This window comes from Paraburkholderia sp. J7 (assembly GCF_905220155.1).
GTDB lineage: Bacteria > Pseudomonadota > Gammaproteobacteria > Burkholderiales > Burkholderiaceae > Paraburkholderia.
On the sequence record NZ_CAJMYZ010000032.1, the window covers coordinates 1 to 22,423 of the forward strand.

At 60.4% G+C, this 22,423-nt stretch carries 23 protein-coding genes and 2 pseudogenes; 14 read left to right on the plus strand and 11 right to left on the minus strand.

Translation table 11 applies throughout. The features are described 5' to 3' along the window. The 5 genes and pseudogenes from U5A58_RS35630 to U5A58_RS35650 form a co-directional block, all read left to right on the plus strand. Positions 1 to 400: pseudogene (locus U5A58_RS35630) on the plus strand (pirin family protein); the annotation flags it as partial. Between the two features lie 689 nt (positions 401 to 1,089). Next, complete coding sequence (locus tag U5A58_RS35635) at positions 1,090 to 2,031, plus strand: HNH endonuclease signature motif containing protein (protein WP_321918062.1); 942 nt, start codon at positions 1,090 to 1,092, stop codon at positions 2,029 to 2,031. A gap of 441 nt (positions 2,032 to 2,472) precedes the next feature. Then, positions 2,473 to 3,099, plus strand: coding sequence for a tyrosine-type recombinase/integrase (locus U5A58_RS35640; protein ID WP_321964891.1), 627 nt, complete (start codon positions 2,473 to 2,475; stop codon positions 3,097 to 3,099). Between the two features lie 986 nt (positions 3,100 to 4,085). Next, positions 4,086 to 4,319 carry a hypothetical protein gene (locus U5A58_RS35645; RefSeq protein WP_321964892.1) on the plus strand — a complete coding sequence of 78 codons (234 nt, stop codon included), beginning with the start codon at positions 4,086 to 4,088 and terminating at the stop codon, positions 4,317 to 4,319. A 288-nt stretch (positions 4,320 to 4,607) separates the two neighbouring features. Continuing rightward, positions 4,608 to 4,862 (plus strand): hypothetical protein, encoded by a 255-nt coding sequence (locus tag U5A58_RS35650; RefSeq protein ID WP_321918107.1) that lies wholly within the window; start codon positions 4,608 to 4,610, stop codon positions 4,860 to 4,862. Positions 4,863 to 4,966: 104 nt separating this feature from the next. Here the strand turns inward: U5A58_RS35650 and U5A58_RS35655 are convergent, their stop codons facing one another. Both U5A58_RS35655 and U5A58_RS35660 read right to left on the minus strand, forming a co-directional pair. Next, positions 4,967 to 6,529: a DHA2 family efflux MFS transporter permease subunit gene (locus U5A58_RS35655; protein WP_321964893.1), complete on the minus strand. Its 1,563-nt coding sequence runs from the start codon at positions 6,527 to 6,529 to the stop codon at positions 4,967 to 4,969. A gap of 153 nt (positions 6,530 to 6,682) precedes the next feature. Next, positions 6,683 to 7,889, minus strand: a pseudogene (locus tag U5A58_RS35660) (NAD(P)/FAD-dependent oxidoreductase). Between the two features lie 383 nt (positions 7,890 to 8,272). Between U5A58_RS35660 and U5A58_RS35665 the strand changes: the two are divergent. Both U5A58_RS35665 and U5A58_RS35670 read left to right on the plus strand, forming a co-directional pair. Beyond that, positions 8,273 to 8,710 (plus strand): carboxymuconolactone decarboxylase family protein, encoded by a 438-nt coding sequence (locus U5A58_RS35665; RefSeq protein ID WP_321964894.1) that lies wholly within the window; start codon positions 8,273 to 8,275, stop codon positions 8,708 to 8,710. Between the two features lie 87 nt (positions 8,711 to 8,797). After that, a complete protein-coding gene (locus U5A58_RS35670) occupies positions 8,798 to 9,145 on the plus strand; it encodes a cupin domain-containing protein (RefSeq protein WP_415774342.1) in 348 nt (115 codons plus the stop codon). A gap of 46 nt (positions 9,146 to 9,191) precedes the next feature. Here the strand turns inward: U5A58_RS35670 and U5A58_RS35675 are convergent, their stop codons facing one another. After that, entirely contained in the window at positions 9,192 to 10,076 is an 885-nt protein-coding gene (locus U5A58_RS35675) for a LysR family transcriptional regulator (protein ID WP_321964896.1), read from the minus strand. 106 nt (positions 10,077 to 10,182) lie between these two features. On the opposite strand from U5A58_RS35675, the gene U5A58_RS35680 reads away from it, so the two are divergent. The 5 genes from U5A58_RS35680 to U5A58_RS35700 all read left to right on the plus strand — a co-directional run bounded on the left by U5A58_RS35680 (position 10,183) and on the right by U5A58_RS35700 (position 13,731). Continuing rightward, complete coding sequence (locus U5A58_RS35680; protein ID WP_321964897.1) at positions 10,183 to 10,827, plus strand: NAD(P)H-dependent oxidoreductase; 645 nt, start codon at positions 10,183 to 10,185, stop codon at positions 10,825 to 10,827. 48 nt (positions 10,828 to 10,875) lie between these two features. Beyond that, on the plus strand, positions 10,876 to 11,418 hold the full coding sequence (locus U5A58_RS35685; RefSeq protein WP_321964898.1) for a 2,4'-dihydroxyacetophenone dioxygenase family protein: 543 nt from the start codon (positions 10,876 to 10,878) through the stop codon (positions 11,416 to 11,418). A gap of 42 nt (positions 11,419 to 11,460) precedes the next feature. Further along, entirely contained in the window at positions 11,461 to 12,273 is an 813-nt protein-coding gene (locus tag U5A58_RS35690; protein WP_321964899.1) for an alpha/beta hydrolase, read from the plus strand. A 281-nt stretch (positions 12,274 to 12,554) separates the two neighbouring features. After that, positions 12,555 to 13,226 carry a glutathione S-transferase family protein gene (locus tag U5A58_RS35695; protein ID WP_321918054.1) on the plus strand — a complete coding sequence of 224 codons (672 nt, stop codon included), beginning with the start codon at positions 12,555 to 12,557 and terminating at the stop codon, positions 13,224 to 13,226. Between the two features lie 61 nt (positions 13,227 to 13,287). After that, on the plus strand, positions 13,288 to 13,731 hold the full coding sequence (locus tag U5A58_RS35700; protein ID WP_321964900.1) for a VOC family protein: 444 nt from the start codon (positions 13,288 to 13,290) through the stop codon (positions 13,729 to 13,731). Between the two features lie 48 nt (positions 13,732 to 13,779). Here the strand turns inward: U5A58_RS35700 and U5A58_RS35705 are convergent, their stop codons facing one another. The 6 genes from U5A58_RS35705 to U5A58_RS35730 form a co-directional block, all read right to left on the minus strand. Next, positions 13,780 to 14,499: an SDR family oxidoreductase gene (locus U5A58_RS35705; RefSeq protein WP_321964938.1), complete on the minus strand. Its 720-nt coding sequence runs from the start codon at positions 14,497 to 14,499 to the stop codon at positions 13,780 to 13,782. 38 nt (positions 14,500 to 14,537) lie between these two features. Next, positions 14,538 to 15,467, minus strand: a complete 930-nt coding sequence (locus U5A58_RS35710) for an AEC family transporter (protein WP_321964901.1) — start codon at positions 15,465 to 15,467, stop codon at positions 14,538 to 14,540. A 69-nt stretch (positions 15,468 to 15,536) separates the two neighbouring features. After that, positions 15,537 to 16,406 carry an alpha/beta hydrolase gene (locus U5A58_RS35715; protein ID WP_321964902.1) on the minus strand — a complete coding sequence of 290 codons (870 nt, stop codon included), beginning with the start codon at positions 16,404 to 16,406 and terminating at the stop codon, positions 15,537 to 15,539. Positions 16,407 to 16,420: 14 nt separating this feature from the next. Beyond that, positions 16,421 to 16,756: a DUF4148 domain-containing protein gene (locus U5A58_RS35720; RefSeq protein ID WP_321918128.1), complete on the minus strand. Its 336-nt coding sequence runs from the start codon at positions 16,754 to 16,756 to the stop codon at positions 16,421 to 16,423. Positions 16,757 to 16,930: 174 nt separating this feature from the next. Then, positions 16,931 to 17,941, minus strand: a complete 1,011-nt coding sequence (locus U5A58_RS35725) for a LysR family transcriptional regulator (protein ID WP_321964903.1) — start codon at positions 17,939 to 17,941, stop codon at positions 16,931 to 16,933. Positions 17,942 to 18,066: 125 nt separating this feature from the next. Next, the gene (locus U5A58_RS35730) at positions 18,067 to 19,008 is read right to left on the minus strand and encodes a helix-turn-helix transcriptional regulator (RefSeq protein ID WP_321964904.1); all 942 of its coding nucleotides are present in this window, start codon (positions 19,006 to 19,008) and stop codon (positions 18,067 to 18,069) included. 773 nt (positions 19,009 to 19,781) lie between these two features. Here U5A58_RS35730 and U5A58_RS35735 point away from each other — a divergent pair. Next, complete coding sequence (locus U5A58_RS35735) at positions 19,782 to 20,582, plus strand: hypothetical protein (protein WP_321918021.1); 801 nt, start codon at positions 19,782 to 19,784, stop codon at positions 20,580 to 20,582. Positions 20,583 to 21,004: 422 nt separating this feature from the next. Here the strand turns inward: U5A58_RS35735 and U5A58_RS35740 are convergent, their stop codons facing one another. Together U5A58_RS35740 and U5A58_RS35745 are read right to left on the minus strand one after the other, a co-directional pair. Beyond that, positions 21,005 to 21,460, minus strand: a complete 456-nt coding sequence (locus tag U5A58_RS35740) for a CcdB family protein (protein WP_321964905.1) — start codon at positions 21,458 to 21,460, stop codon at positions 21,005 to 21,007. Continuing rightward, on the minus strand, positions 21,460 to 21,750 hold the full coding sequence (locus U5A58_RS35745) for a type II toxin-antitoxin system CcdA family antitoxin (RefSeq protein ID WP_321940172.1): 291 nt from the start codon (positions 21,748 to 21,750) through the stop codon (positions 21,460 to 21,462). Before U5A58_RS35745 ends, U5A58_RS35740 begins: the two co-directional genes overlap by 1 nt. 444 nt (positions 21,751 to 22,194) lie before the next feature. Between U5A58_RS35745 and U5A58_RS35750 the strand changes: the two genes are divergently transcribed. Continuing rightward, the gene (locus tag U5A58_RS35750) at positions 22,195 to 22,401 is read left to right on the plus strand and encodes a DUF1016 N-terminal domain-containing protein (protein ID WP_321917083.1); all 207 of its coding nucleotides are present in this window, start codon (positions 22,195 to 22,197) and stop codon (positions 22,399 to 22,401) included. The last annotated feature ends 22 nt before the right edge of the window (positions 22,402 to 22,423 follow it).

Consider the following 22,423-nt stretch of genomic DNA (forward strand, 5'->3'; position numbering starts at 1 on the left):
ACGCAACGAGGAAGATGTCGCCGCGCGCGTGTTTCAGATCTGGCTGCGTCCGCGCACGCCGGGCGGTACGCCGCGCTGGTCAACGCGCGTCTGTTCGCGCGAATGTCGCGAAGGCCGTTTCGTGACGCTGGCGAGCGGCGATCCCCAAGATGTGCGCGAAGGCGCGCTGCCCATCAATGCCGACGCACGCGTGCGTGTCGCCACCCTGCGCGAAGGCGCGACAATAAGCCACGTGTTACCGAAGCCGGGCTCGGCCTATCTGGTCGCAGATCACGGGCAGCTCGACGTGGGACCTATCCAGCTCGCACCGCGAGACGGTGTAGCCATCCGTGACGAGGCGCAGCTGGATTTGATCGCGCGTGGCGATACGGATGTTGTGATCGTTGAGCTTTGGGGCTAAGGCGAATGATCCTTCTCGATGTGTGCGACTGTCGTCGGCCAGTTTGAGACATTCGACATCCCTGCTAGGATTGTCGACAATCGTCTAGTGACATCGTGGTTCACCGCGAGACGTGATGATGGTATCAACCCGCGCTCTGAACAAAATGACATAAATTAAGGGGGTTCATTGATCGCTGGCAAGGGGTAAAGGCAAGCAAACTGGCGACCGCGCAGTCTTTCGTGTTGGATCCGTGCGAACTATTTGAGATGCCGAAGTCACACCCCAATGCCGCGCATGACAACATGCTCGAGCGTCCTTTTATTTTTTTGCTTGGTGACGGCTCCAGCAGCGTCGGTCGCGTCGATTGCCACCTGCGAGGCCATTTTGTTCTGGAAGCGAAAAAGCTGAAGGCTGGTATATACCAAAGGGCTTGACGACGCCCTCTTGCGCGCCCGTAGTTAGGGTGAGGCCTATGCGAGGGTGTCGACGTCCACGCAGAACTGACCCATTGGGGATGCGGCGTTGCTGCAAAGAATCGATACTTCGTCTACCGCTTCGAGAATGATGGATTGGGGGGCGTGCATGCTCTGCTCCAATGCGTGATGCGCTACAGAAAATTCTGCTGTCAAAGAAAAAACGCAGAGCGGCCATGTCTTGAAGCCCGACCATATAATCGGCACGAACGCAGAAAGCAAACCGCATTGACAATGACAGACGATTCCGGCCTCACACGCGAACAGCGGGACCTCCCGGGCTACACGGGCCCAAAGCTGAACGAGCTTGCATGGCAGGTCTATGATGTTCTTATGCTTCTTGGGTTCAGGATTGCAGCTACAACCCAATCACCGTCGCCGGGCTCAGCACTAACGTTGCGCATTACTTACCGAGGCGTCTATGTCGGATTAATGCGGCACGACTTGTGGGGCCGAAAAAAGGACCCTCGGACAATCGTCTATCGATTTCCCGGGGCCTCGTCAGCCGCGACACCGTCCGATTTCGTTCTCGACACCTTTGCCAAGACACACGGCATCGATCCCGCTGACCTGTTTTCACGTTACGAACCAGGCGAGCGCAAGCATTACCTGTGGGTAACGGGTATCGAGACAACCAAAAAACTGATGCAGGACTGGGCGCGTTACATCGATGGCGACGTGCTTTCGCAGACAGAAGTGGGCAGTGATGTCACCGCTGCCAGCGACATTGAACGGATTCAGGCGAGCAAAGAGAGCCCGGAGCGAAAGCGCATGCTGGTGGAGGCGCGCATGGGACAGGGCAAATATCGCGATGATCTGCTGAAAGAATTCGGAAGCTCCTGCGTAGTCACGCGGCTATCTGTTGTGGGGGTTTTGCGAGCGTCCCACATTGTCCCGTACGCGAAATCAGAACTACACGAGCAAACCGATCCCCAAAACGGTCTGCTGCTCGCTGCGAACGTTGATGCCTTGTTCGATCGCTACCTCATCACATTCGCCCCGGATGGCACGTTGCGTTGTTCATTCACCCTGCTCAAACATGATCTCGCGGGCCTTGGGCCGATGGGCGATCTGCTGACGCCTCCCTGTGGAGCGCGGGCTGCGTATTTGCAGCGTCACAATGCCGAGTTCGACGAGCGTGAGGCTAAACGCACCGACCTCATCAGTCGAGCATAGATGTGTCCAGCAAGCAAAAAAGGACCCGAAGGTGCTCATCGCTGTTGCTACGAGGTGCTAGATGCTTACTGCGTGATCTGCCAGCCGTTGTCAGTCTTCTCCATGTTGTACTTATAGGAGAAAGTGAACGACGTATCCGAGCCACGCGCATTGGGCTTGTAACTCGGCTGCTGATGTCCGCTGTGTTGACGTGATGGTGCCTACGTACACATAGTTGATCCTCACACAACCCAGCGGGTTTAAGAGGCTCGTTGGATAGGGCATTCCCGCTACCGAATGGTCCAGTCGGTGTGCGGGCAGGCGTCATTGTTCGACAAGGTTGGTTGCGACTCGGCATCGGAACGACCGCTTTGGAGAAGAGCGACGGTCCCTTGTGGGTCGGATATCGTCCGCCGGCGATTGCCTCAGACAGAACCTCCTTCCGTCGAAAGGAGAATCGTCATGGAAGCCATTGACGTCGGCAGCGCGCGGCGCGTGCCTTGGAACAAGGGAAAGCTGACCGGCCAGAAGCCACCACTGAAACTCAGAGAGATCTGGGCGATTCGTATCCGTTTGCAACTCGCGGGAAGCACACGGGACCTGGCAATGTTCAATCTGGCGATCGACAGCAAGCTTCGGGCATGCGATCTCACAAGGCTGCGCGTCTCAGACGTTTGTCACGGCTCGCGTGTGGCGGCGCGAGCAACCGTCATGCAGCAGAAGACGCAGCGGCCGGTGCAGTTTGAAATCACCGAACAGACACGTGCGAGCGTGGAAGCGTGGATCCAGGCGGCAGCTCTCGCGTCGGGTGACTATCTGTTTCCGAGCCGGATCCACGGATCGCCGCATGTGTCGACACGCCAGTACGCCCGGCTGGTACATCGCTGGATCCGGTCGATCGGACTGGACGACGCTGCTTACGGAACGCATACAATGCGACGCACAAAGGCTTCGCTGATCTACCGCCGTACGAAGAACCTGCGGGCGGTGCAGCTGCTGCTCGGTCACTCGAAGCTGGAGAGCACAGTTCGATACTTGGGTATCGAAGTCGACGACGCGCTGGAGATGGCGGAGCAAACCGACGTGTGAAGCTGGAGCGCCGGACAGCGCGCGGACGCTGTCCGGCCATGAAGGGACATTCGACATGTGATCTCGGATCGTTAACAATCCCAGACATCTCATAGTCCCCTGTCTAGTCGGAGCGTTTGATGCCTTGGCTTCCCTTCTATGCGTGCCGTGACGATATCGCAAGTCTTGAGAGCTTTCTGAATCAATCACGCGATGTCGCGATAATTCAACCGGCGACCGCGGGAAGATGGCGCGCGCACCGACCCATTCATTTGCAAACCGGGCGCAATTGCCTGTGGTACGTACCAAGCGGATTGCTGCCGCTAATCCCCGCCAGAGACGGTGACTGCCACGGTGTGATCGACAATCCTTGGGCAGGGTGGGCGGAGCAGCGTCAAGGTGCGGACCCGAAGCAGCCGTTCTTCGGGCCGGGGCATCCCGGAGTTCTCTGGCTGAATGTGCATGAGCGCTCGCAAGCTCAGCCAGATGCCATCGCCGTGTCCTCATTCGAATGGAGTGGAGCACGGTACGCAAACGGCTCGGATGTACGACCAGCAAAGCGGTTTTGGGCTTCGCTTCTGCGCTGGATGAGCCAACACGCAACAAAAATCCCCCGAAGTGGCCGATTGGATGGCGAGCCCGCCGAGATATACGCGTTGCACAAAGCACTCGCTGAAATCCAAGGAGGGAGGCCCAGATCACCAAATCCGCCGCCTTTTGAGCTCGTCACATAGAGCGCAATCCACCGTCGATAACGCTATCTACCTGCCATTGCGGACTGCGAGTGGCCGCTTCGGAGAAGCATAGATGCCTCTCCCGGGCTGGGTTATGCCTGCTGCATGAGAGGCCGAGCACAAGGCACTTGCGGCGCACGGGCGTTGGGCGGTGGTCGGCCAGTTCGTGTCATTCGACATCGCCCCCCCAGATCGTCGACAATCACGAGAACGCGAGCCAACAACGTTGACGACGCACATGAAAACACTACGTTTGACGAACACGAACCGCCTATGCTGATTTGGGCGCCAACTCGAAAATCCCTTGACGGACGAGGCGAAAGCGAAGGTACGACCGCGAAGATCGAGATTGAAGAACTCGAAGGCGGAATCTTTCTACTGATGCGCTATGAGTCTCTGGATGCGCCATTTCCGACTTCAGATCATTTGTATCTGTCAATCGACGAGGCATACGACGAATGTGATCACGTCTATGGCATCGGTCGCGACGATTGGCTTCAACGGTGACTGCATCCGGGCCGTCACGCCCGGCCCCAAGACTTTGTACGGCCACAACCGGTCGTTCGACATGAGGGCGTGAATTGCCGACAATTTCCCCTGTCTGCCCCTATTGACCGATAGCCTCACTGGAGCATCCAACATGAGCTGGGACGTCTCACTGTACAAATTCACTTGAAGTTATCGCCGTATCGAGGAGATTCCCAGCGACGATCAGCCACATCCACTAGGGTCTCGTTCGGAAGTCCAGACCGCGGTGACAGATGTTCTTCCAGGCACGAACTGGAATGATCCCGGTTGGGCATCTACGACGGCGAGTTCGGCTCGATTGAGTTCAACCTCGGAAAAGACGATTCGGTGCAAAGCCTGGCACTTCACGTACGGGCGAGCACAGAGATCGTCGGCGGAATCCTCCAGCTCTGCGAGCGCCTTTGCTGTCAGGCCATTGACCTTTTGGACGGTAGCTTGCTCTACCAGTACGAGCACCCTGCCACCGGCCTGGAGAAGTTGCGGAAATACCGCGACCAGGTCATCGGAGAGTCTCGAGGCTAAGGATTGTCTGTTGCCCGGGCTGGAATGTGAGGCGTATTCTTCGGGCAGGCGTTGGGACTGCGATCGCCAAATATGTTCTCATTTTGCCGCTGCCTCGGTCGACCTCAATGTCCCCCCGCCGCGACCGCGCTGTTACTGGCATCTTGCGTAGGCCGCGTCACCCAGATCAGAGGCACGATCGCTATGAAAATGACCGCGGAGAGCCAAAAAATGTCATTAAGACCCAACATCGTCGCCTGAACATTGAGTGAGCTTTCAAAGAACGCGAGCGCTTGCGGGGTTCCGACATTGAGCGTTCGCTCGAAACTCTCTATTGCGCCAGTAAACGTCGGATTATCGACACTCGCCTGTTCCATGAGGCGCGCGTGATGCAGGATTGTGCGATTGTTCCAGCCGGTACTGACGAGCGAAGTGCCCACTGCGCCCGCGAAGATCCGTACGAAGTTCGAAAGCCCCGCGGCAGCGGGAATTTTCTCGGGGGGAAGCCCTGAAAGAATAATCGCTGTGAGCGGCGTGAAAAAGAGGGCTGTCGGTATCCCCTGCAGGAGGGTCGGTAGCACAAGCGTGTAACGGTCAACCTCCGTCGTGTAAAGCGAGCGCATGTAGAACACACCCGCGAATCCTAAAAATGCGAGCGTCGCCAGCACCCGCATATCCGAGCGAGGCATGATCTTGCCCATCACTGGCGCCAGGATGACCGCGAAGACGCCGAGTGGCGCTGTTGCCAGCCCCGCATCAACGGCGCGATAGCCTAAAAAGCCCTGAATCCACTGAGGGAGAATCACCAGGTTGGCGAAAAAGACCGCGTAGGCAACTGAAATCGCTATCGTCCCGCCAAGAAAATTTCGGCCCTTGAAGAGCCGCAAATCGATCACCGGCCGCTCGTCGGTCAGCTCCCATATCACGAAAAACGCGAACACTACTACTGCGACGATACCCAGCGTCCAGATGAGTGGCGAGTTGAACCAGTCGAGGTCCTTACCCTTGTCGAGCATGACCTGGAGCGATCCCACCCAGATGATCAGCGAGATCACGCCGACCTTGTCGATCGGCAGCTTGCGCGACGGCGTTTCGCGGTCGCGGTAGATCGCCCAGATCGCACCCGCAGCAAAGAGCCCCACGGGTACGTTGATGTAGAAGATCCATGACCAGCTATAGCTGTCGGTAATCCAGCCGCCCAGCGCGGGTCCGGCAATCGGCCCGACTGTCGCCGTCATCGCCCATAGCGACAGCGCACTCGCACTCTTCTCCTTTGGAAACGAGGCAAGCAGGAGAGCCTGAGAAAGAGGCACCAACGGTCCGGCCACCGCGCCCTGAACAACGCGTGCCACGAGAAGCAGAGCGAGGTTGGGCGCCAGTCCGCACGCAGCCGAAGATGCTACGAAGAGCAGAATCGCCCAGACAAACAGGCGCACCTGGCCCACGCGCTGTGTCAGCCATCCCGTAAGCGGAATTGCCACAGCGTTAGCCGCGGCAAAGAGAGTGATGACCCACGTCCCCTCATCCACTGACACACCGAGATTGCCCGAGAGCGTCGGGATCGCAACGTTTGCGATAGACGAATCGAGCACGTTCATGAAGGTGGCAAGAGCGACCGCGAAAGTACCAATCATGAAACGCGGGCCACTGAGGGGGGCGACGCCGTGGGGCGGCCCGGATGAATCCATCGTCAGCCTCGCTGCACGTTAGTGGCTAGTTGTTATATGGCTTCTCCGGCGAACGCGACCAGGAATGGAAGCACGTGTTAGTGGCGTTCTGCGTACCCGAAGCAGCGACCCGGTTTCCCACAAAGGCCCGCAAGGCACCACGACCCGGAACAATCAGGCTACGACGATGCGAAGCGGATCCGCAGCAGCGAGCGCTGTCGCGCGATCTGCGCCCGGCGGGTAGATCCATTCGCAATTGATCTGGCGCTTGAGCTTCTTCGCCTCCGCGCCCTTCATCTTCACGTCGCGCTCCCAGCCTTCGGTATAGACCGCGCCCCAGGGGCCAAGATCGAGACACGTCACGTATTTGGGCTGGCTATATGGAATCGGCTCGAGGCCCAGCAAATCTGCTGCGACGTTGTGCCCCGCTGAGCGGCCCAGATTCATCGCGTGCTGGCACGACATCATCGTGTGATTGCCTTCGTCGTCCGTGGCGGCGTACGCCACGTCGCCGGTCGCGTAGACACCTGTCACCCCGTCAACCGCGAGGTAACGGTCCACATAGAGACGACCGCTCGCATGCCGTCGACCGGGAATCTGCTCCGTAAGCGAGCTTGCTCGCAGTCCGGCGGTCCAGACCACCGTACTCGATTCGATACGCTCTCCATCCGCGGTGACAACGCTCTCGTCATCCATCGATGCGACGGCCGAGCCGAGCTTCCATGTCACGCCAAGCTCGCGAAGCGCCTCTTCGATGACCGGCCGGGGCCCTGGGCCAAGATCGGGCCCGATTGCCTCGTTGCGTTCGACGATGATCACGCGCACATCCGCATCCTCGCCCAGCGCGGCACGCAGGCGAGCCGGCATTTCAGCCGCCGTTTCGATACCCGTAAAGCCGCCCCCCCGCTACCACCACCGTGTTGCGCGCCAGCGATTCCGGCCGTTCAGCCAGCTTCAGGATATGCGCTTCCAGTTCAACCGCCTCGTGGGTCTGGTCCACGCTGAACGCGTGCCCGGCAAGACCTGGGATAGCGGGCCTGAAGAGCCGGCTGCCGCTCGCGAGCACGAGTCGATCGAAATCGAGCATCCCGCGTCGTCCATCCTCACCAACGACCTCGACCGTACGGGTCGGCACCTGAATGCGCTCTACCGTTCCCTGCACGAACTTCACGCCCACCGCGTCGAAAATCTCCGTGAGCGGCGCCCTGAAGTTGGCCGGCCCCTCCTCGTACAAGCGCGGGCGTACATGCAAATGCGGATCGGGCGCAACAAGCGTGATTTCCACGTCGGTCCTGCCATGTGCATCCAGCAGGCGCGCTGCACTCAGGGCGCTCCACATGCCGGCAAACCCGGCTCCGATGACAACGATACGCTGGGCCACTAGCCACCTCCGGGGATTTGCTGCACGAGATTGAGAACCCTGCTAACCCGAAATCGCTTACGGATTTACCTGCCGTTTCGGATAGCGCGCAGGCCGGCCAATCGTATGGGGCTTTCCGCGAAGGCACTGGTCTCCAGGCGCCGTCGTCGACGGTTGAAGTTGCCTCGGCGTGCCAGGGCACGCGATCAAGTCGCGCGATGCGCTCGCCTTTAGACAGGCGCCTGGCACGCCCAGTCAAGCGCAGCCCACATCGTTGGCACGCAGCGGCCAGAATCCGCGGAAACAGGCCGATACGATAGGCTCGCGTCAGCGTTGCCACATTCCAAAATCCGAAAGGCGTACCACGTCCGCGCGCCGCCTTCGGCTCATTCGAAGGAGCTGTCATGCAACCACGTCTGGACTTCTATCAGGCCAACCCGCTAGCCATCAAGGCGCTGCTCGCGCTGGAAGAGCGGATTGGAAAGAGTACGATTGAAAAGCCGCTGATCGAGCTTGTGCGCCTGCGCGCGTCACAGATCAACGGCTGCGCTTACTGTGTCGACATGCATACGAGCGACGCCCGCAAGAACGGCGAAACCGACCGCCGGCTGGCAACGCTGGTGACATGGAGAGAGGTGCCGTTTTTCACGCCACGCGAGCGCGCCGCGCTGGAATGGGTCGAGGCGGTCACGCTCGTTGCGCAGAGTCATATACCGGACGCTGCATGGGAAAGCGTCACACCGCATTTCAGCGACGCCGAAGTGGTGGATCTTACCCTGCTGATCTGCGCAATCAACAGCTGGAACCGTTTCGCCATCGCATTCCGCAAAACGCCAGCCTGAGGAGCCGAGATGAAAGCCTTTCGGTTTGCAGTCCTTTATTGTTCACTCGCAACCGCTACGCTGTCCCTCGCTGGCATTCAGACCGCCATGGCAGAAGGTGCTGGCGAGGAAGCCATCAAGCCGGTGATGCAGCAACCGATTCCGGAGCTACCCGGCAAAAACGTCGATATCGCCACCGTGACATTCGCACCTGGTCAGGCTTCTGAGCCACACATGCATCCGGGTTCCATTTTCGCGTACGTGACTGTTGGTCACGTCGTGTCGCAACTCGAAGGCTCGCCCGCAAGGACCTATGGTCCCGGCGAAGCCTGGTACGAGCCGCCTGGCGCGCATCATCTCGTTTCGAGGAATGCCAGCGACACAGAACCCGCGCAGATCGTCGTGTTCGCGCTCGCGGGGCCCCACGACCCGATCAAGAAGCCGATTTCACACTAGCCCGCATTGGTGGATGAGTCGTTGCGTGCGCAAAGTCACGACGACCTTATCCTGCGGCAAGTTCGTCCGCGAGGAACTGGATGAGCGCTGTCACGCGCCGCGCCGGTAACTCGGCCGGATAAACGGCATACAAATCGACGTGCTCCGCGACGTACTCCTCCAGCGCCGTCTCCAGCGTCCTGGACGCGAGTTCCGTCCGAATATCCCAACGGTTCTTGATGATGACCCCTACGCCCTCTAACGCCCACTCGCGGAGTACGCCACCGTCGCTCGCCTGGCGATCGCCTGAAACCTTGACGTTGTGCGGCTTGCCTGCCATGCGAAACGGCCAGATCGCGAGCGGCGCGCCTGGCCGCGCAAGAATCAGGCAGTTGTGGCCCGTCAGGTCGTCGGGCACTTTGGCCTTGCCATGCGTACGCCAGTAGTGCGGCGAGGCGCACACGAGCCGCTCGCCGCGCACGAGGAGCCGCGCGTGCAAGCCGGAATCCACGAGCGGGCCATTGCGCAGAGCCAGATCGATATGCTCATCAATCAGATCGACGGTGCTGTCGCTGAGCAGCAGGCTGATATGAACACGGGGATGAAGGGCCTGAAACCGGTCGAGCAGCGCTCGCAACTGAGCGCGCCCGAAATCGTTCGTTGCCGTCACCCGTATCGGCCCGCTCAACGGGCCGTCCTCTCTCGACCCCGTAACTGCTGCGTCCCATTCAGCAACGATACGACGAGCGCTTTCCAGCAACAACAAGCCTTCGTGTGTGAAAACGAGGCGTCGTGTCGAGCGCGTGATCAGCGAAGTGCCCAGTTCCTCTTCAAGCTGCCTGACTGCCACCGTCACCGACGAAGGTGCGATCGCGCGCTGTCTTGCAACGGCGGAAAAGCTGCCCATCTCGGCCACTTCGATCAGCGTGCGCAGCGCGTCAATCCTGTCCATCTTTTGAAGAGCTCGTAAAGTGATTTGGCGTTCGGATGGCTAATCAAGCGTTCGGCACCCCAGTATAGTCGGCGACGTTGAATCCGAAACCCATCGAGGATGAAAGATGAAGACGTTAGTGATCGTCGCACACCCCAACATCGAAGACTCGCGCGGCAACAAGGCCCTTCGCGATGCAATCGCCCAGGAACCGGATATCACCGTGCGTGAGTTGTACAAGCTGTACCCCGACTTCCGCATCGACGCAACACGGGAACAGCAACTGATTCGCGAGCATGGACATCTCGTTCTGCAATTTCCGTTGTACTGGTACAACTGCCCGCCATTGCTCAAGAAGTGGCTCGACGACGTTGTCAACGACACGCTGTTCGGCAGCGCGCCGGAAAAATCCCTGGTACTGGACGGCCGCACGCTCCAGCTTGCCGTGACGATCGGGCGTGTTCGCGAACGCTATTTTCCGCCCTCCCGCGAACACATCTGGGCCGAAGGCGTCACGCGGCCGTATCTCAAGCCGGCGCTGCTGGAGCGCCATGGTGAACACATCGTCGATACGCTGCTTGCGCCGTTCGAACAGACTGCGCACCTCGCCGGCATGGAATATGGACGTCCGTTCGTCATCTACAACATCGGCCCGCTGACACGGACCGGGTCCATCAGCCACGAAGCGCTGACCGAGCGCGGCGCAGCATACCGACAACTGCTGCGCGGTCTTGGGCCCGTAAGCTCTGTCGCGCCGGTAGAGGCGGTTTGAGCGCGTGATGCGCAACAGAACATCGTTTGATCTGACAAGGACATCATCATGAGCGAAGCAACAACACGCAAGCCGGACGAACTGGCGATCCCCTATCAACATCCGCAGCCTGCCGACATGTCGGCAGACCTCGTTCACGCTGGCGTGCTCGACGAGTGGCTGCAAGACGACAACCTGTGGGTACCCACGACGAAGACCGTATCGTTCAAGCCCCTGCTCCTCAATGCGAGCCAGGGCTACTACGTCAATCTGCTGCGCGTGCGCCAGTCCGGCGTGCTCTCGCGTCATCGTCACACCGGTCCGGTGCATGCCATGGTCTTGCGCGGTCGCTGGTATTACCTCGAACACGACTGGGTCGCCGAACAAGGCTCGTATGCACACGAGCCGGCAGGTGAAACGCATACGCTGTTCGTGCCCGAAGGCGTTGAAGAGATGATCACCTGGTTTCACGTGACAGGTGGCTACACCTACGTCGATCCTCAAGGCAACGCAACAGGCTACGAGGATGTATTCACCAAGATCGAAGCTGCCCGCAGGCACTACGAGGCGATCGGACTTGGTACGGACTACGTCAAGCGCTTTATCCGTTGAGACATACCGGCGCTGCAATCGCGCCATCAAGAGGTTCTGATCATGCAACGAAAGACTGTAGAAGTGGACGGTGTCGCCGCCAGTTATCTGTGCGCCGGCGACCGCGGCCGCGTCGTGCTCATGCTCCACGGCACCTATTGGAGCCGGGTCTGGCAACCCGTCATCGACGATCTGGCTGCTGCGGGCTTGCGCCCGATCGCCGTCGATTTCCCGGGCTTCGGCCGCTCCGCCGGTGAATTGTCGGTTGCGACCGCTTCCATTCCCGCGCTCGCGGATTGGCTGTTTCGCTTCACACAGGCGCTCGGCATAAGCGGACCAGTCGGCGTTGCCGGCCACGACATCGGCGGTGGCGTTGCACAACAGGTGCTCGTCGACGGCAAGCTCGGAGTGAGCCGTCTCGCGCTCATGAACGCCGTCATGTTCGACTCCTGGCCGGTCCCCGGGGTCGCACGCTTTCGCGACCCCGCAATTGCCGCGGCCACGACGCCCGCCGATGTGCTCGCGGCGAGACGCACGTCGGTGATCACCGCGCTAGGACGCCCCGCATCCGAGGCAGAAATTGCCGACTATCTCGACCCGTGGACCGAGCCCCGCGTGACACGCTCGTGGCTAGCCCTGGCGGGCGCGGCATACAGCCACTACACGATGGATCTCGTTCCGGCCTTGCGCGCGTCCAGCGTGCCGAAGCTGCTGATTTGGGGCGAAGACGATACGTTCCAGTTGATCGAGCACGCCGAGCGATTCGTGACCGAAATACCGCACTCCTCGCTCGTGCGTATCCCCGCGGCCGGACATATTCCGACTGAAAACGATCCGAAAACGATCGCTCGCGCGCTAATCGACTTTTTTGCGTAAAGCTGTAAGTTGGCGCAGGGGAACCAGCGGCGCGTTGCGTGTGCCGCTGGCTTCTCATCTGCTTCAGCCGGTAGCCTTCACTTCCCTCCGCCCCCTCGCAACAACACGTTCGATACCGTCGAACGATTTCATCAGCCCCGTCGAACGGCAATCTCGCGCAGCGCGTCCACCATCACGTCAGTGAGACGCGGTCCGCCTCGTAGTGCGAGCGACCAATGCAGATTTGATGAACTGCCTCATCTCCAAGCGAATTTCTCTCCTGCTTTACCAAGGAAACGCCAATGATCAAGCTTTACTTCCACCCTTCGCCCAATTCCATGAAGGCCGCCCTTCTGCTCGAAGAACTGGAATTGCCGTTCGATCTGATCGCCGTCGACACGTTCAAGGGCGAACAGCATCTGCCGGCATTCCGCAACGTAAATCCGAACGGCAAGGTGCCCGCCATCACCGACGAGGACGCGACCGTTTTCGATTCGCATGCCATCCTGCTGCACCTCGCCACGAAGCACGGCAAGTTCGTTCCCGCCGATGCTGCCGCGCGCGCTGAAATGCTCTCTTGGCTCATGTTCGTGGCAACGGGGCTCTCGCCGTTCTCCGGTCAGGCCGTGCATTTCCAGCACCACACCCCGGAGCCCTTGCCCTATGCGCGCAACCGCTACCTGAAGGAAGTCGAGCGTCACTATCGCGTGCTCGACGAGCGGCTCGCCAGAACACGGTATCTGGCAGGTGAGCACTATTCGATTGCGGACATGGCGCTGTGGGGCTGGGCCATGTTCGCCGGCTACATTCTTGCCGAAAAAGGACTGAGTGACTACGCCAACGTCAAACGCCTCGTAGACGAAATCGGCAAACGCCCCGCAGCCGCACGTGCGCTCGCACTGAAGGAACGGCTCACGCTGAAGACCGACTTTGACGAAGAAACGCGTCGCGCGCTCTTCCCCCAAAACGTCTAATGCTTTCCAGACGCATCGCGGCGCTGCCCGCGATGCGTCTCTCTAACGAGGAGCCCGGCTCATGAGTACCGCACAATCGCCGCAGCCAACGGCTGCACCCGCACTACGTCTAAACAACTTCGCGCTCGCCGTTGCGAATCTCGATGCCATGGTTGCCTGGTATGTCGACGTACTTGGCCTCGCCATCGCAGCGAAGGGGCACTTCGATGCCGTTGGCGCGAACTACGCCATGCTCGACGGCATGGGCTTCCGGCTCGAACTCGTCTCCCGCCCTGGCACACCCAAGGTCGCCGCGAAGCGCACACCGCCACCGGAGCACCTGGACGAAACGGGCTGGAAGGCGCTGGTGCTGGAGAGCGGCGATCTTGCGGGTGCGACTGCCGGCTTCGCCAGGCTTGGCGTAGAGATTGTCTGGGCGCAGGCGCAACTCACGCCCACCATTTCCTCGACGATGATCCGGGACCCAGAAGGGAACCTCATTCATATTCTCGGCCAACCGGAATAGCGGCAAACGCGGAGGCCTCCTGGGAGGCCTCCGCGTCCAGCATCCCAATCAGATCATCGACTTCCCGATCGACGCGCCGCCGTCGACGAAAAGCGTCTGCCCCGTCACGAATCCCGCGTCCTCGCCCAGCAGGAACGCGATGGATGCCGCCAGTTCATCGGGACGCCCCAGCCGTTTCATCGGAACAATCGAGAGGAAACGGCGCTCCGCTTCGCTGCCCTCCGGTGTATTCGCGCGGAACATCTCGGTTTCGGTCGGCCCAGGTGCGACCGCATTGACGGTGATACCCGTATCGGCAAGTTCGAGCGCCCACGTTCGGGTCAGGCTGATCATCGCGGCCTTCGCAGCGGCATACGTCGAACGTTGAGCCACGCCCAGCACGACGAGGCTGGACAGATTCACGATACGGCCCCAGCCGCGTTTGCGCATTCGCGGCAGCAAGGTCTGAACCGTTTGCACAGCGGGTGCCAGGTTGTCGCGCATCGCCCTGTCGAGATCATCGAGATCGATCGAGCCGAGCGGCGAAAGCTCAACGAACCCGACGTTGTTGACGACGCCGTCAAATACGAAGCGCGCGTCGAGATCGGACAACACCGCTTGCGTCCCCTCCCGGTCCGTCAGGTCGACGGACACGAGCGTACCTGGAAAAGTCGTGTCACCGGAACTGCGCGCAAGGCCGACCACATTGTGACCATCACGCGCGAGACGCTCGCTCAGCGCACGCCCGATACCTTTGCTTGCACCCGTAATCAGGAAAGTTCGTTTCATTTTAAATCGTACTCCTATGTAAGTTGCTCGATAAGCGGTCAAATCCGCCCGAGTAAGACCATCGTGCCCGCGAGTGTGACGGCCGACACTACGCTCGACACGACCAGCGTCGTGCCCGCCGAGGTGTCCTTTACCCCATAAGACAGGCCAAACAGGATGCTGAACGAACCGCACGGGATCGCCGACAGAAGAATGGCCTGGCCGGCTAACGGCTGCGGAAGCGCCAGCAGCCGGACAAGCGCTAAGGCAAGCAGGGGCTGCACGACATTGCTGAGCAAAACGCCAACCAGTGCCTGTGCGTCGAGCCGGAACGGTTGTGCTGCGAGTATGAGTCCCGTCGAGAAAAGGGCAAGTCCGGCAGTCGTGTTTCCGATGATGCCCAGCGACTGCGTGAGGAGTGCTGGCAGCGTGCACCCGGACAGCGACACCAGCAAGCCGGCGATCGGCGCGATCACGACCGGCTTGACGAAAGTATTGCGCAGCGCTTTGCCGAGCCGCGCCTGTCCGTCACGATGCTGCGCGCGCTCGAGCAGGATGAGGGCGGCAGGCGACATGATGACCGCTCCCATCGTGACCGCGATGGCGACGGTCAAATCGGCGCCTTCTCCATACACCGCCCGTAGCAAGGGCAAGCCAACGGAAGCGAAATTCGGCATGCCGACCGTGACCGCCTTGACGGCCGCCTGCGCGAGATCCGAACGAAAGACGTAGCGCGAAAGCAGGAGCGAGATCGCATACGGCACGATCATCACGATCGTCAGCACGACAATGAGCGCCAGATGCGCACCCAGGCTCTCGCGCTGCATCCGCGCGGTATAGACAAAGAGCGCGAAGGGCAACGCGTAATGCACCAGCATCGTGTTGATGGCGGCGAGCGGCATGGGCGTCGTGCTCAGCCGCCGGGCGAGATAACCGGCACCCATCGAAAAGAGAAAAGGCACCAGGGCAAAAGCGATTTCGTGGCTCATGGCGATATGCGGAAGATGCGCGGGGCTTCAGGCGTGACAGCGCAATGGCTGTCCGCCTGCATGCCACGCTTAGCCCTTCCATCCCTCCAGGAAGTCGAGCAGCAGTGCATTGACCCGCTCCGGTTGCTCCTCGTGCGGCAGATGCCCCGCGCGCTCGATCGCATGGGTGCGCACATCGGTTGCCATGCCTTTCCAGACGGCTTCCATGTCGAACATCTTGCCGACCGCGTAAAACTCGGCGCCCCACAGCGCCAGTGTCGGGACGCTGATGGGTACGTGGGCATCCACCTTGTCCTGGGCAACGTCCTCGGCGTTCGCCCGATAGTCGGCCATCGCGCCACGCACCGCTCCGGGGGCTTCGTAAGCGCGCACGTAGGCCTCAAAAGCGTCCCCGCTGATCGCATTCGGGTCATAGCACCAGTCGGAGAAGAAGTGGCGCAGCCACGCGCGTTCGTTGCCGGCAACCAGCGTTTCGGGCAGGTCCGGTACCTGGTGGAACAGGAAGAACCAGTATGCGCGGGCGATGCGGGCGTCCAGTTGCTCCGCCACGACCCGCGTGGGCACGTTGTCCATCACCACGAGCCGGTCCAGCCGGTTCGCATGGTCCTTGGCGAAGCGCGTTGCCACGCGGGATCCGCGATCGTGACTCACGAGCGCCGCGCGATCGATACCCAGATGATCCAGCAGCGCGCGCACGTCGTTCGCCATCGTGCGCTTGTCGTAGCCGCTCGCCGGCTTGTCGGTTTCGCCATAGCCGCGGAGATCCGGCGCAATCACGCGATACTTCCGGGCGAGCGCCGGAATCTGATGGCGCCACGCGTAGTGCGTTTCCGGAAAGCCGTGCAACAGCACCACGGGCGGCCCATCTCCTGCCTCCACGTAGTGCTGCCGGATGCCGTTCGCCCTGACCGTGTGATGAACGAGGTCGATTGTTTGCATGATTCACCTCTCCCTCACTGGCCGAAGTAGATGGGCTTGAGTCCGGGAACGTCGCTTACGTCGCCCGAAACCGCGCGTTGCGCGCGCCGGCCCGCTTCGCTCGAACCGGCGGCAACGCCCCCCTGGTCGCCGAAGGCACGCGACGCCGTTGCGGGCTTCGCACCGCCGTTGGCGGCGGCAAGAACGTCGTCCGGATAGTGCGCATCGCCCGGCGCTCCGGGAGCGGCGGCGGACTCGAAGGTCACGAGCTGGTCGCGGACCTGTGCACGCGTGATGATTGACTGTGAAAAGGCTGCAGCGGGGGCGGCCAGCACGGCCGCGAGCAGGCAGGAAAACAAGGTGGGTTTCATGTGGTGACTCCAGTATCGGATTGAGAATCCGTCGATGAACGATCGAACGATCATCGGCTTGGAATGGAGTCTAGAAATGAAGCCGTCGGCGATTAAGACGGGTCGCGCGATAATCAATTTTGCTGCGCGTGCACGGAATCATGTACACGCCTGCGCGTATGAGGCCAGACTGCCCTACTTGCGCTTCGTCTGCTGCTTCGTCTGCTGCTTTGTCCGGTTGCTCCGCCGCGCGCTGGAAGCGACGGCTGCGTCGGCGTGGGCCTCGCAGATCTCCATTGCCCGTGCCAATGCGGGAGACAGCGTTGCACGCAGATGCGCGAGCAAGGTGCGCACCTTGGCGTCGAGGTAGCGCCGCGAAGGATAGACGGCATAGACCGTGAACGGACGCAGATGGATCTGCGGGAGAACGCGCCTGAGCTTGCCACTCGCGAGATCGTCAGCCACCGAATAGGTGGCAAGCGTGCCAATGCCCGCTCCGGCCAGAATCGCCGCCCGCAACGCCTCGGGCGAGTTTGCCCGGAACGGCGTGCGCGTAATCGTCCAGACATGGGTGTCGGCTCCCTGTTGCAGATGCCATTCGTCGGGCGGCGCGACGGGGCTTTCGAGTTGCAGCAGTGCATGATTGGCCAGATCGGTCAGCTTTCGCGGATAGCCACGCTGCTTGAGATATGACTCGGAGGCGACCGGCACTGCGTACGCGGCGCCCAACGCTTGCGAGATATAGGCAGAGTCCGGCAACCGGGTAGCCGAGACGATCGACAGGTCGTAGCCGTCCTCGACAAGGCTCGGCATGCTCTGCTCGACCTTGAGTTCGACGGAAACATCGGGAAATGCCTGCTGATAGCTCGCAAGCACCTGCGCCACGCAGCTGTACGCGAGCCCGGGCGCCGAATGCACGCGGATGCGCCCCGATGGCTTCTGCGTGGCGTTGCGCGCTTCGTCCGCCGCGTTGTCGAGTTCCCCGAGAATCGCCTTTGCCCGCTCGTAGAACCGCGCGCCCACGTCGGTCACGGAAAGGTGGCGCGTCGTCCGATGCAATACGACCGCCTGCAACTCCTCTTCCAGCGAAGACACGGCGCGGGAAATCTGGGCAGCGGTGGAGTCGTTTTCTTTTGCGACCGCGGTAAACGATCCTGCCTCGACGACACGAACGAATATGCGCAGGTGATTCAGGAAGTCGGCCATGTTTAAAGACCCTTTTTATTGCCCGACTGGCAGACAACCAGAGAGGGTCAAGTGGTTGCTCACGCAACCACCACGGTTTAAGCACCGCAGCGTTGACGACGCCCCGGAATCAGGGCCGATTCTGTTCACGCGCCAGACGATTGCTCAGCGTCATCGGGCGAGCGTTGATCCCCATCCCGTATTCGCGAAGGCGTCATGCCGTAGCGGCTCGAGATGACCCGGCTGAAGTGTGACGGATCTGCGAACCCCGCGCGCCGGCCTATTTCCGCAAGGCTAAGGCGCCGGCAGATGCTGGAGCGAATCATCCGCACGGCAACCGCCGCACGGCGGTCGATCAGGAGCTTGCCGAACGTCTCGCTGTGGGCCGCGAGCGTGCGGTGCAAACTTCGCACGGAGATATTGAGTTCCCTCGCGATGTCCGCGGCGCAGATGCCCGGCTCGGCGCTGCGCTGGGCGATGCAGTCGCAGATGCGCCGATGCAGCGAGTCGTCGCGGCGCTGCGCCACAGCGGCGGGTAGATCACGTTCCGCGGCGATCAGCGCCAGCAGGGCGCCGATGTGATCGGTCAGGACCGACACCGGCAACGGCGACGCATCGATCGCTTCGGGCGAAAGCTCGGCCAGATATGCGCCCAGCACGCGTCCCCATCCGGAATTCGAAGCAATCCGGCGCCCAACCAGCGCTTCAGGCGCCGGTACCCACTGTCGCAGCCAGGCTGGAGAAAATTTGAAGTGCGCGACGTCGTAGCGCCCCGTGATCTCGACCATGAAGTCCATGCGCGAGTCCACGATGATCATCTCCCCTGGCAGCAGGCGCACCGCCTCACGATGGTGTGTATTCCACGCGGACGAGAGATTGACGATCAAATGCCACGAGTGCTCCAGCGCCCGGTCTTCATGGAACGGGTCCCGGCGAACACTGTGCGAAGAGCCGCTTTGCCGGATCACGCAAACGGGTCCTGCCTGCGCTGCGGTCATATGCGATTCGAACGTCCGACTGTTGCCCGCGATCAGCAGCATCGGCGTAAGTGCAGTGGACAGGGCGTTCGCATAGTAGTCGAACCGCATGGCCGGTGCGACTTCGCTCGTGGACCAACGGTTAAGAGAAGTGGTTATCGTATTTGTCATCGCAAGCCCCCGGCTACTTACGCTTCGCAAATATCACGCGGAATCGAGTATAGAGTGTCTTCGCTTCGACGGCACGCGTCCGGATCATTCGTCGAACAATATCTGCCGCCTCCCGTGGCACGTTCAGTCAACCGTCGTCCCCGCCCATGGCACCCAGCGACCAGAGACGCCGCTGGCCAGCCGATACCATGGATACACGTCACTGCGGCCGCTAACCCCGTCACGAATGCACCGGCGAGCTGAATCGTGCCGCGTCGGTGCGCTGTGTTCGACTCATTCGATGGGGCTGTCGGGGAACTTCCTCGTGGACTTCCGCCTCGCCATATCAAAATCTGGCGCTTCCGGACATGGCAGGCAAATGCTTCATGGTCGCGACAGCCCGACTTTATCAACGGAAGCCAGCGGAGTGCGTGCGCATCTTCAGTCAGGCCAGGTTGTCGCCGGAGACCCGAGGATCGGTCGGCAGACCACGTCGAACGCCCGGGCTTCGAGCTAACTCATCGCCAGTTGCCTGGGGCCAGTCATGAATGAACGCTTACCTGCCGCTGCCTGGGGTTACGCGCTGGCACTTCTGGCGCATATGCTGGAAGTCTCCGAAGGCAGGGGTCACCAGGGCGCGCGGAGTGTGATCGCGAGACATCCACCGAAAGTTCAGATTCCCGCCAGGACGACACCTGCCACCACTGGATGCTAAATCATTTGTCGACTACAGCTTGGCGCCGGGCGTCTCTATCACAGAACGTGTCCGAACGATTTTTCCGGAATTGGGAAAGCGGGATATCGATATCGCTATCGCGCCGGAGCTCATCGTCTCAGAACAGGACGCCGGCCAGCTCGCAGGTCTTTTGCCACAATACGAAACTGTGCCCAGATTGTTTGTGTGTGGTTCGGGTTTGACAGCCGATTGCGACGGCGCCCAGTACAACCTGCCGTGGAATGAGTCACATGTTCTGAATGGAGTCGGCACCGTGCTATGGCGTCAACGCAAGGTCATGCTCGCAACGATGAGCCCTGATCGAGCGAAGGAATGTGCAATCGCGCAGCATGACGACTCGTCCACCACTTTTTTCGAGAACACTGCCACTGGAGATTGCATCGTGGTCGCGGACATCGCCAGTCTTGGACGATGTGTGGTCCTGATCTGCCAGGACCTCGAAAGTGAACTGGCGGACACAATCGTCAGGCGATACCAGCCCGACTGGGTATTTACACCTGTACTCGACGTCGGCGTCGATGAGGGACGTTGGGGCCATCGGCGTGCATTTGCACTGAGCGGACATTCGTTCGCGCGGTTCCTGGTAATAAGTAGCCTATCGCTCGCGCGAGCGGCCAATAAAAATAATGACACGCCATGCGGCATGGCAGTCGGTCCGCGTGATGGGCTTGACGGAGACGGTGGTCGCGCATTCGCTCTTGTGAACGCAATCACAGAGCAAGGCGGGGCGCAGTTTGGGACACTGACGTGGCGTGACGATTCACATCCATGGAAACAAACGACAGTGGGCGCAGCTTAGGCAAGGCACGACACCAACCTCACGCACCCGCGCCAAACCATGAACAGACGGGAGAAGGCCGCGTTTTGCAATAAGCTGGGGAGCAAGCAGGCTGACAGCCTGCTTAACCACTTACTCGGGCAGCGCCGTCGTTACGGCGGCGCTGCCCAACTCTCAGTCCACGGCGCACACGCTTGTCGCGTTCAACATTGGGAGAGCAATAGGAATTGACATTGGGCGTTTTCACGGAGTGATTTGCCCGGTCTAGCGATTCGCTGCGAACACTCAAAAAGCTAGTTCACTGAGATCTGCCACCAGAATCAACCAGCGTGCGGAAAACCTGTAGTACTTCCAGCTTCGTCTGACCTGCTGCCTCAACATGCAGCAACGCGTCATATTCGAATCTCACGGACATGCTGGAACGAGGATTGAGCAAGATACACTCAGACCACTCCTCTCCACGCCGCCCCCAGGTGGGGCCGTGTCACGGCAAGCATTGGTACCGTGACATGGCAGGGGCCGGTCGCCGATGCTGCCGCTATCACTTTTGCGTTGTCGACGGTGATTAAGTGGGATCGGTAAGCGCCGAAGAGACGGTCAAGCGCGGCACTGATGCGGCTTTGTTCATCCTTGAGCGTGCCAATTGCGGGGCCGAGATCACTCGTCCTGAACGCGCCGAGCAACGGCGTTTCCAGCACGAACGGTTCTCCCTCGATCTCAATGATGTGCGAGAGATCCTGCGCAACCTTGCTCGCTGTGTAATTTCCCGCTACGCGCGTTAATGGAATGACTACGCGCGATATGAGATTACCGAGATGATCGCTTTGCACGTCGAGCAGAAACGGTGACCTGGTCCCGGATCTTGTCGAGGGGTTGTTGTATAGATCAAAACGCGCCATCAAAACATCCGATATTCTTCCAGGGGCAAGCCGTCACGCTCGATACGTGCATTCATTTCCGCAATGAAGTCCGCGTTCCGTTCCGCCCAGGCACGAGCCTCGGCCGCCTGAACCTCTTCGCGCAAGCCGCGTTCGCTTGCCCGCGAAACGTTGACGTTCAGTTCCCTGGCACGCTCGAGCAGATCCGTCGGAAGCGAAACGTTGGTGGGTTTGCGCGTAACCTTTGATGGGGCGTGTGCTTTAGCGGCCCGCTTGATGGCATCGGGTTGCACCACAGGCGTATTATTCATGCGCACCTCCTATGTGCATGAACCATGCACATAGTCTGCCATATTTCCCGCACGGACATAGCTTCAGACGGACATTCTGTCCCTGAAATTTTAATAGAAGGAATATGCCCCCGCACGCGGGCAGGCTCGTCCAGTGCCTCAACTGGCGTGAGGCAGTCCAAAACAACGGTCTGAATAATTAATTAACATAATGTTTTCTGGCGCTATCATCCAGCCCCATCAAGACGACTGCGGGTTGCGGTAGTCAAGCTTGACGGCACCGATCGGCGGCGCGAAGCCAGGAATGCATGTCAGATGACCTCAAAAAACCTCGCTGCGAGTGAAGATTACCGCCGCTGGCTGTACGAGTTGAAGCTGCGCGTCGAGCGTGCAACTGCGAACTGACTAAGCTGTACTGGTAGCCAGGGATGGGGAGCCGGCATCGTCGAACAGCTTGCACGTGACCTGAAGGTCGCCTTTCCGGATATGCGGGGTTTCTCGCCGCGCAACCTGAAACACATGCGCGCGCTCGCCCAAGCCTGGCCGGACCCGCAATTTGTGCAGCAGCCTGCTAAACAATTGCCCTGGCGGCACCTTTGCACCTTGCCTGACAAGGTCAAGGACCCCGTCCAACGCGATTGGTACTCCACCAAGACGCTCGAACACGGTTGATCGAGGGCTATGCTCGTCGCGC

Bases quoted from the DNA above. Each gene is read 5' to 3' on its own strand.
- U5A58_RS35690 (WP_321964899.1), top strand. From the start codon at position 11,461: ATGCAACGAAAGACTGTAGAAGTGGACGGTGTCGCCGCCAGTTATCTG.
- U5A58_RS35710 (WP_321964901.1), bottom strand. From the start codon at position 15,467: ATGAGCCACGAAATCGCTTTTGCCCTGGTGCCTTTTCTCTTTTCGATG.
- U5A58_RS35665 (WP_321964894.1), top strand. From the start codon at position 8,273: ATGCAACCACGTCTGGACTTCTATCAGGCCAACCCGCTAGCCATCAAG.
- U5A58_RS35675 (WP_321964896.1), bottom strand. From the start codon at position 10,076: ATGGACAGGATTGACGCGCTGCGCACGCTGATCGAAGTGGCCGAGATG.
- U5A58_RS35685 (WP_321964898.1), top strand. From the start codon at position 10,876: ATGAGCGAAGCAACAACACGCAAGCCGGACGAACTGGCGATCCCCTAT.
- U5A58_RS35645 (WP_321964892.1), top strand. From the start codon at position 4,086: ATGCTGATTTGGGCGCCAACTCGAAAATCCCTTGACGGACGAGGCGAA.
- U5A58_RS35695 (WP_321918054.1), top strand. From the start codon at position 12,555: ATGATCAAGCTTTACTTCCACCCTTCGCCCAATTCCATGAAGGCCGCC.
- U5A58_RS35640 (WP_321964891.1), top strand. From the start codon at position 2,473: ATGGAAGCCATTGACGTCGGCAGCGCGCGGCGCGTGCCTTGGAACAAG.
- U5A58_RS35715 (WP_321964902.1), bottom strand. From the start codon at position 16,406: ATGCAAACAATCGACCTCGTTCATCACACGGTCAGGGCGAACGGCATC.
- U5A58_RS35740 (WP_321964905.1), bottom strand. From the start codon at position 21,460: ATGGCGCGTTTTGATCTATACAACAACCCCTCGACAAGATCCGGGACC.
- U5A58_RS35745 (WP_321940172.1), bottom strand. From the start codon at position 21,750: ATGAATAATACGCCTGTGGTGCAACCCGATGCCATCAAGCGGGCCGCT.
- U5A58_RS35720 (WP_321918128.1), bottom strand. From the start codon at position 16,756: ATGAAACCCACCTTGTTTTCCTGCCTGCTCGCGGCCGTGCTGGCCGCC.
- U5A58_RS35730 (WP_321964904.1), bottom strand. From the start codon at position 19,008: ATGCGGTTCGACTACTATGCGAACGCCCTGTCCACTGCACTTACGCCG.
- U5A58_RS35725 (WP_321964903.1), bottom strand. From the start codon at position 17,941: ATGGCCGACTTCCTGAATCACCTGCGCATATTCGTTCGTGTCGTCGAG.
- U5A58_RS35700 (WP_321964900.1), top strand. From the start codon at position 13,288: ATGAGTACCGCACAATCGCCGCAGCCAACGGCTGCACCCGCACTACGT.
- U5A58_RS35670 (WP_415774342.1), top strand. From the start codon at position 8,798: ATGGCAGAAGGTGCTGGCGAGGAAGCCATCAAGCCGGTGATGCAGCAA.
- U5A58_RS35705 (WP_321964938.1), bottom strand. From the start codon at position 14,499: ATGAAACGAACTTTCCTGATTACGGGTGCAAGCAAAGGTATCGGGCGT.
- U5A58_RS35680 (WP_321964897.1), top strand. From the start codon at position 10,183: ATGAAGACGTTAGTGATCGTCGCACACCCCAACATCGAAGACTCGCGC.
- U5A58_RS35655 (WP_321964893.1), bottom strand. From the start codon at position 6,529: ATGGATTCATCCGGGCCGCCCCACGGCGTCGCCCCCCTCAGTGGCCCG.
- U5A58_RS35635 (WP_321918062.1), top strand. From the start codon at position 1,090: ATGACAGACGATTCCGGCCTCACACGCGAACAGCGGGACCTCCCGGGC.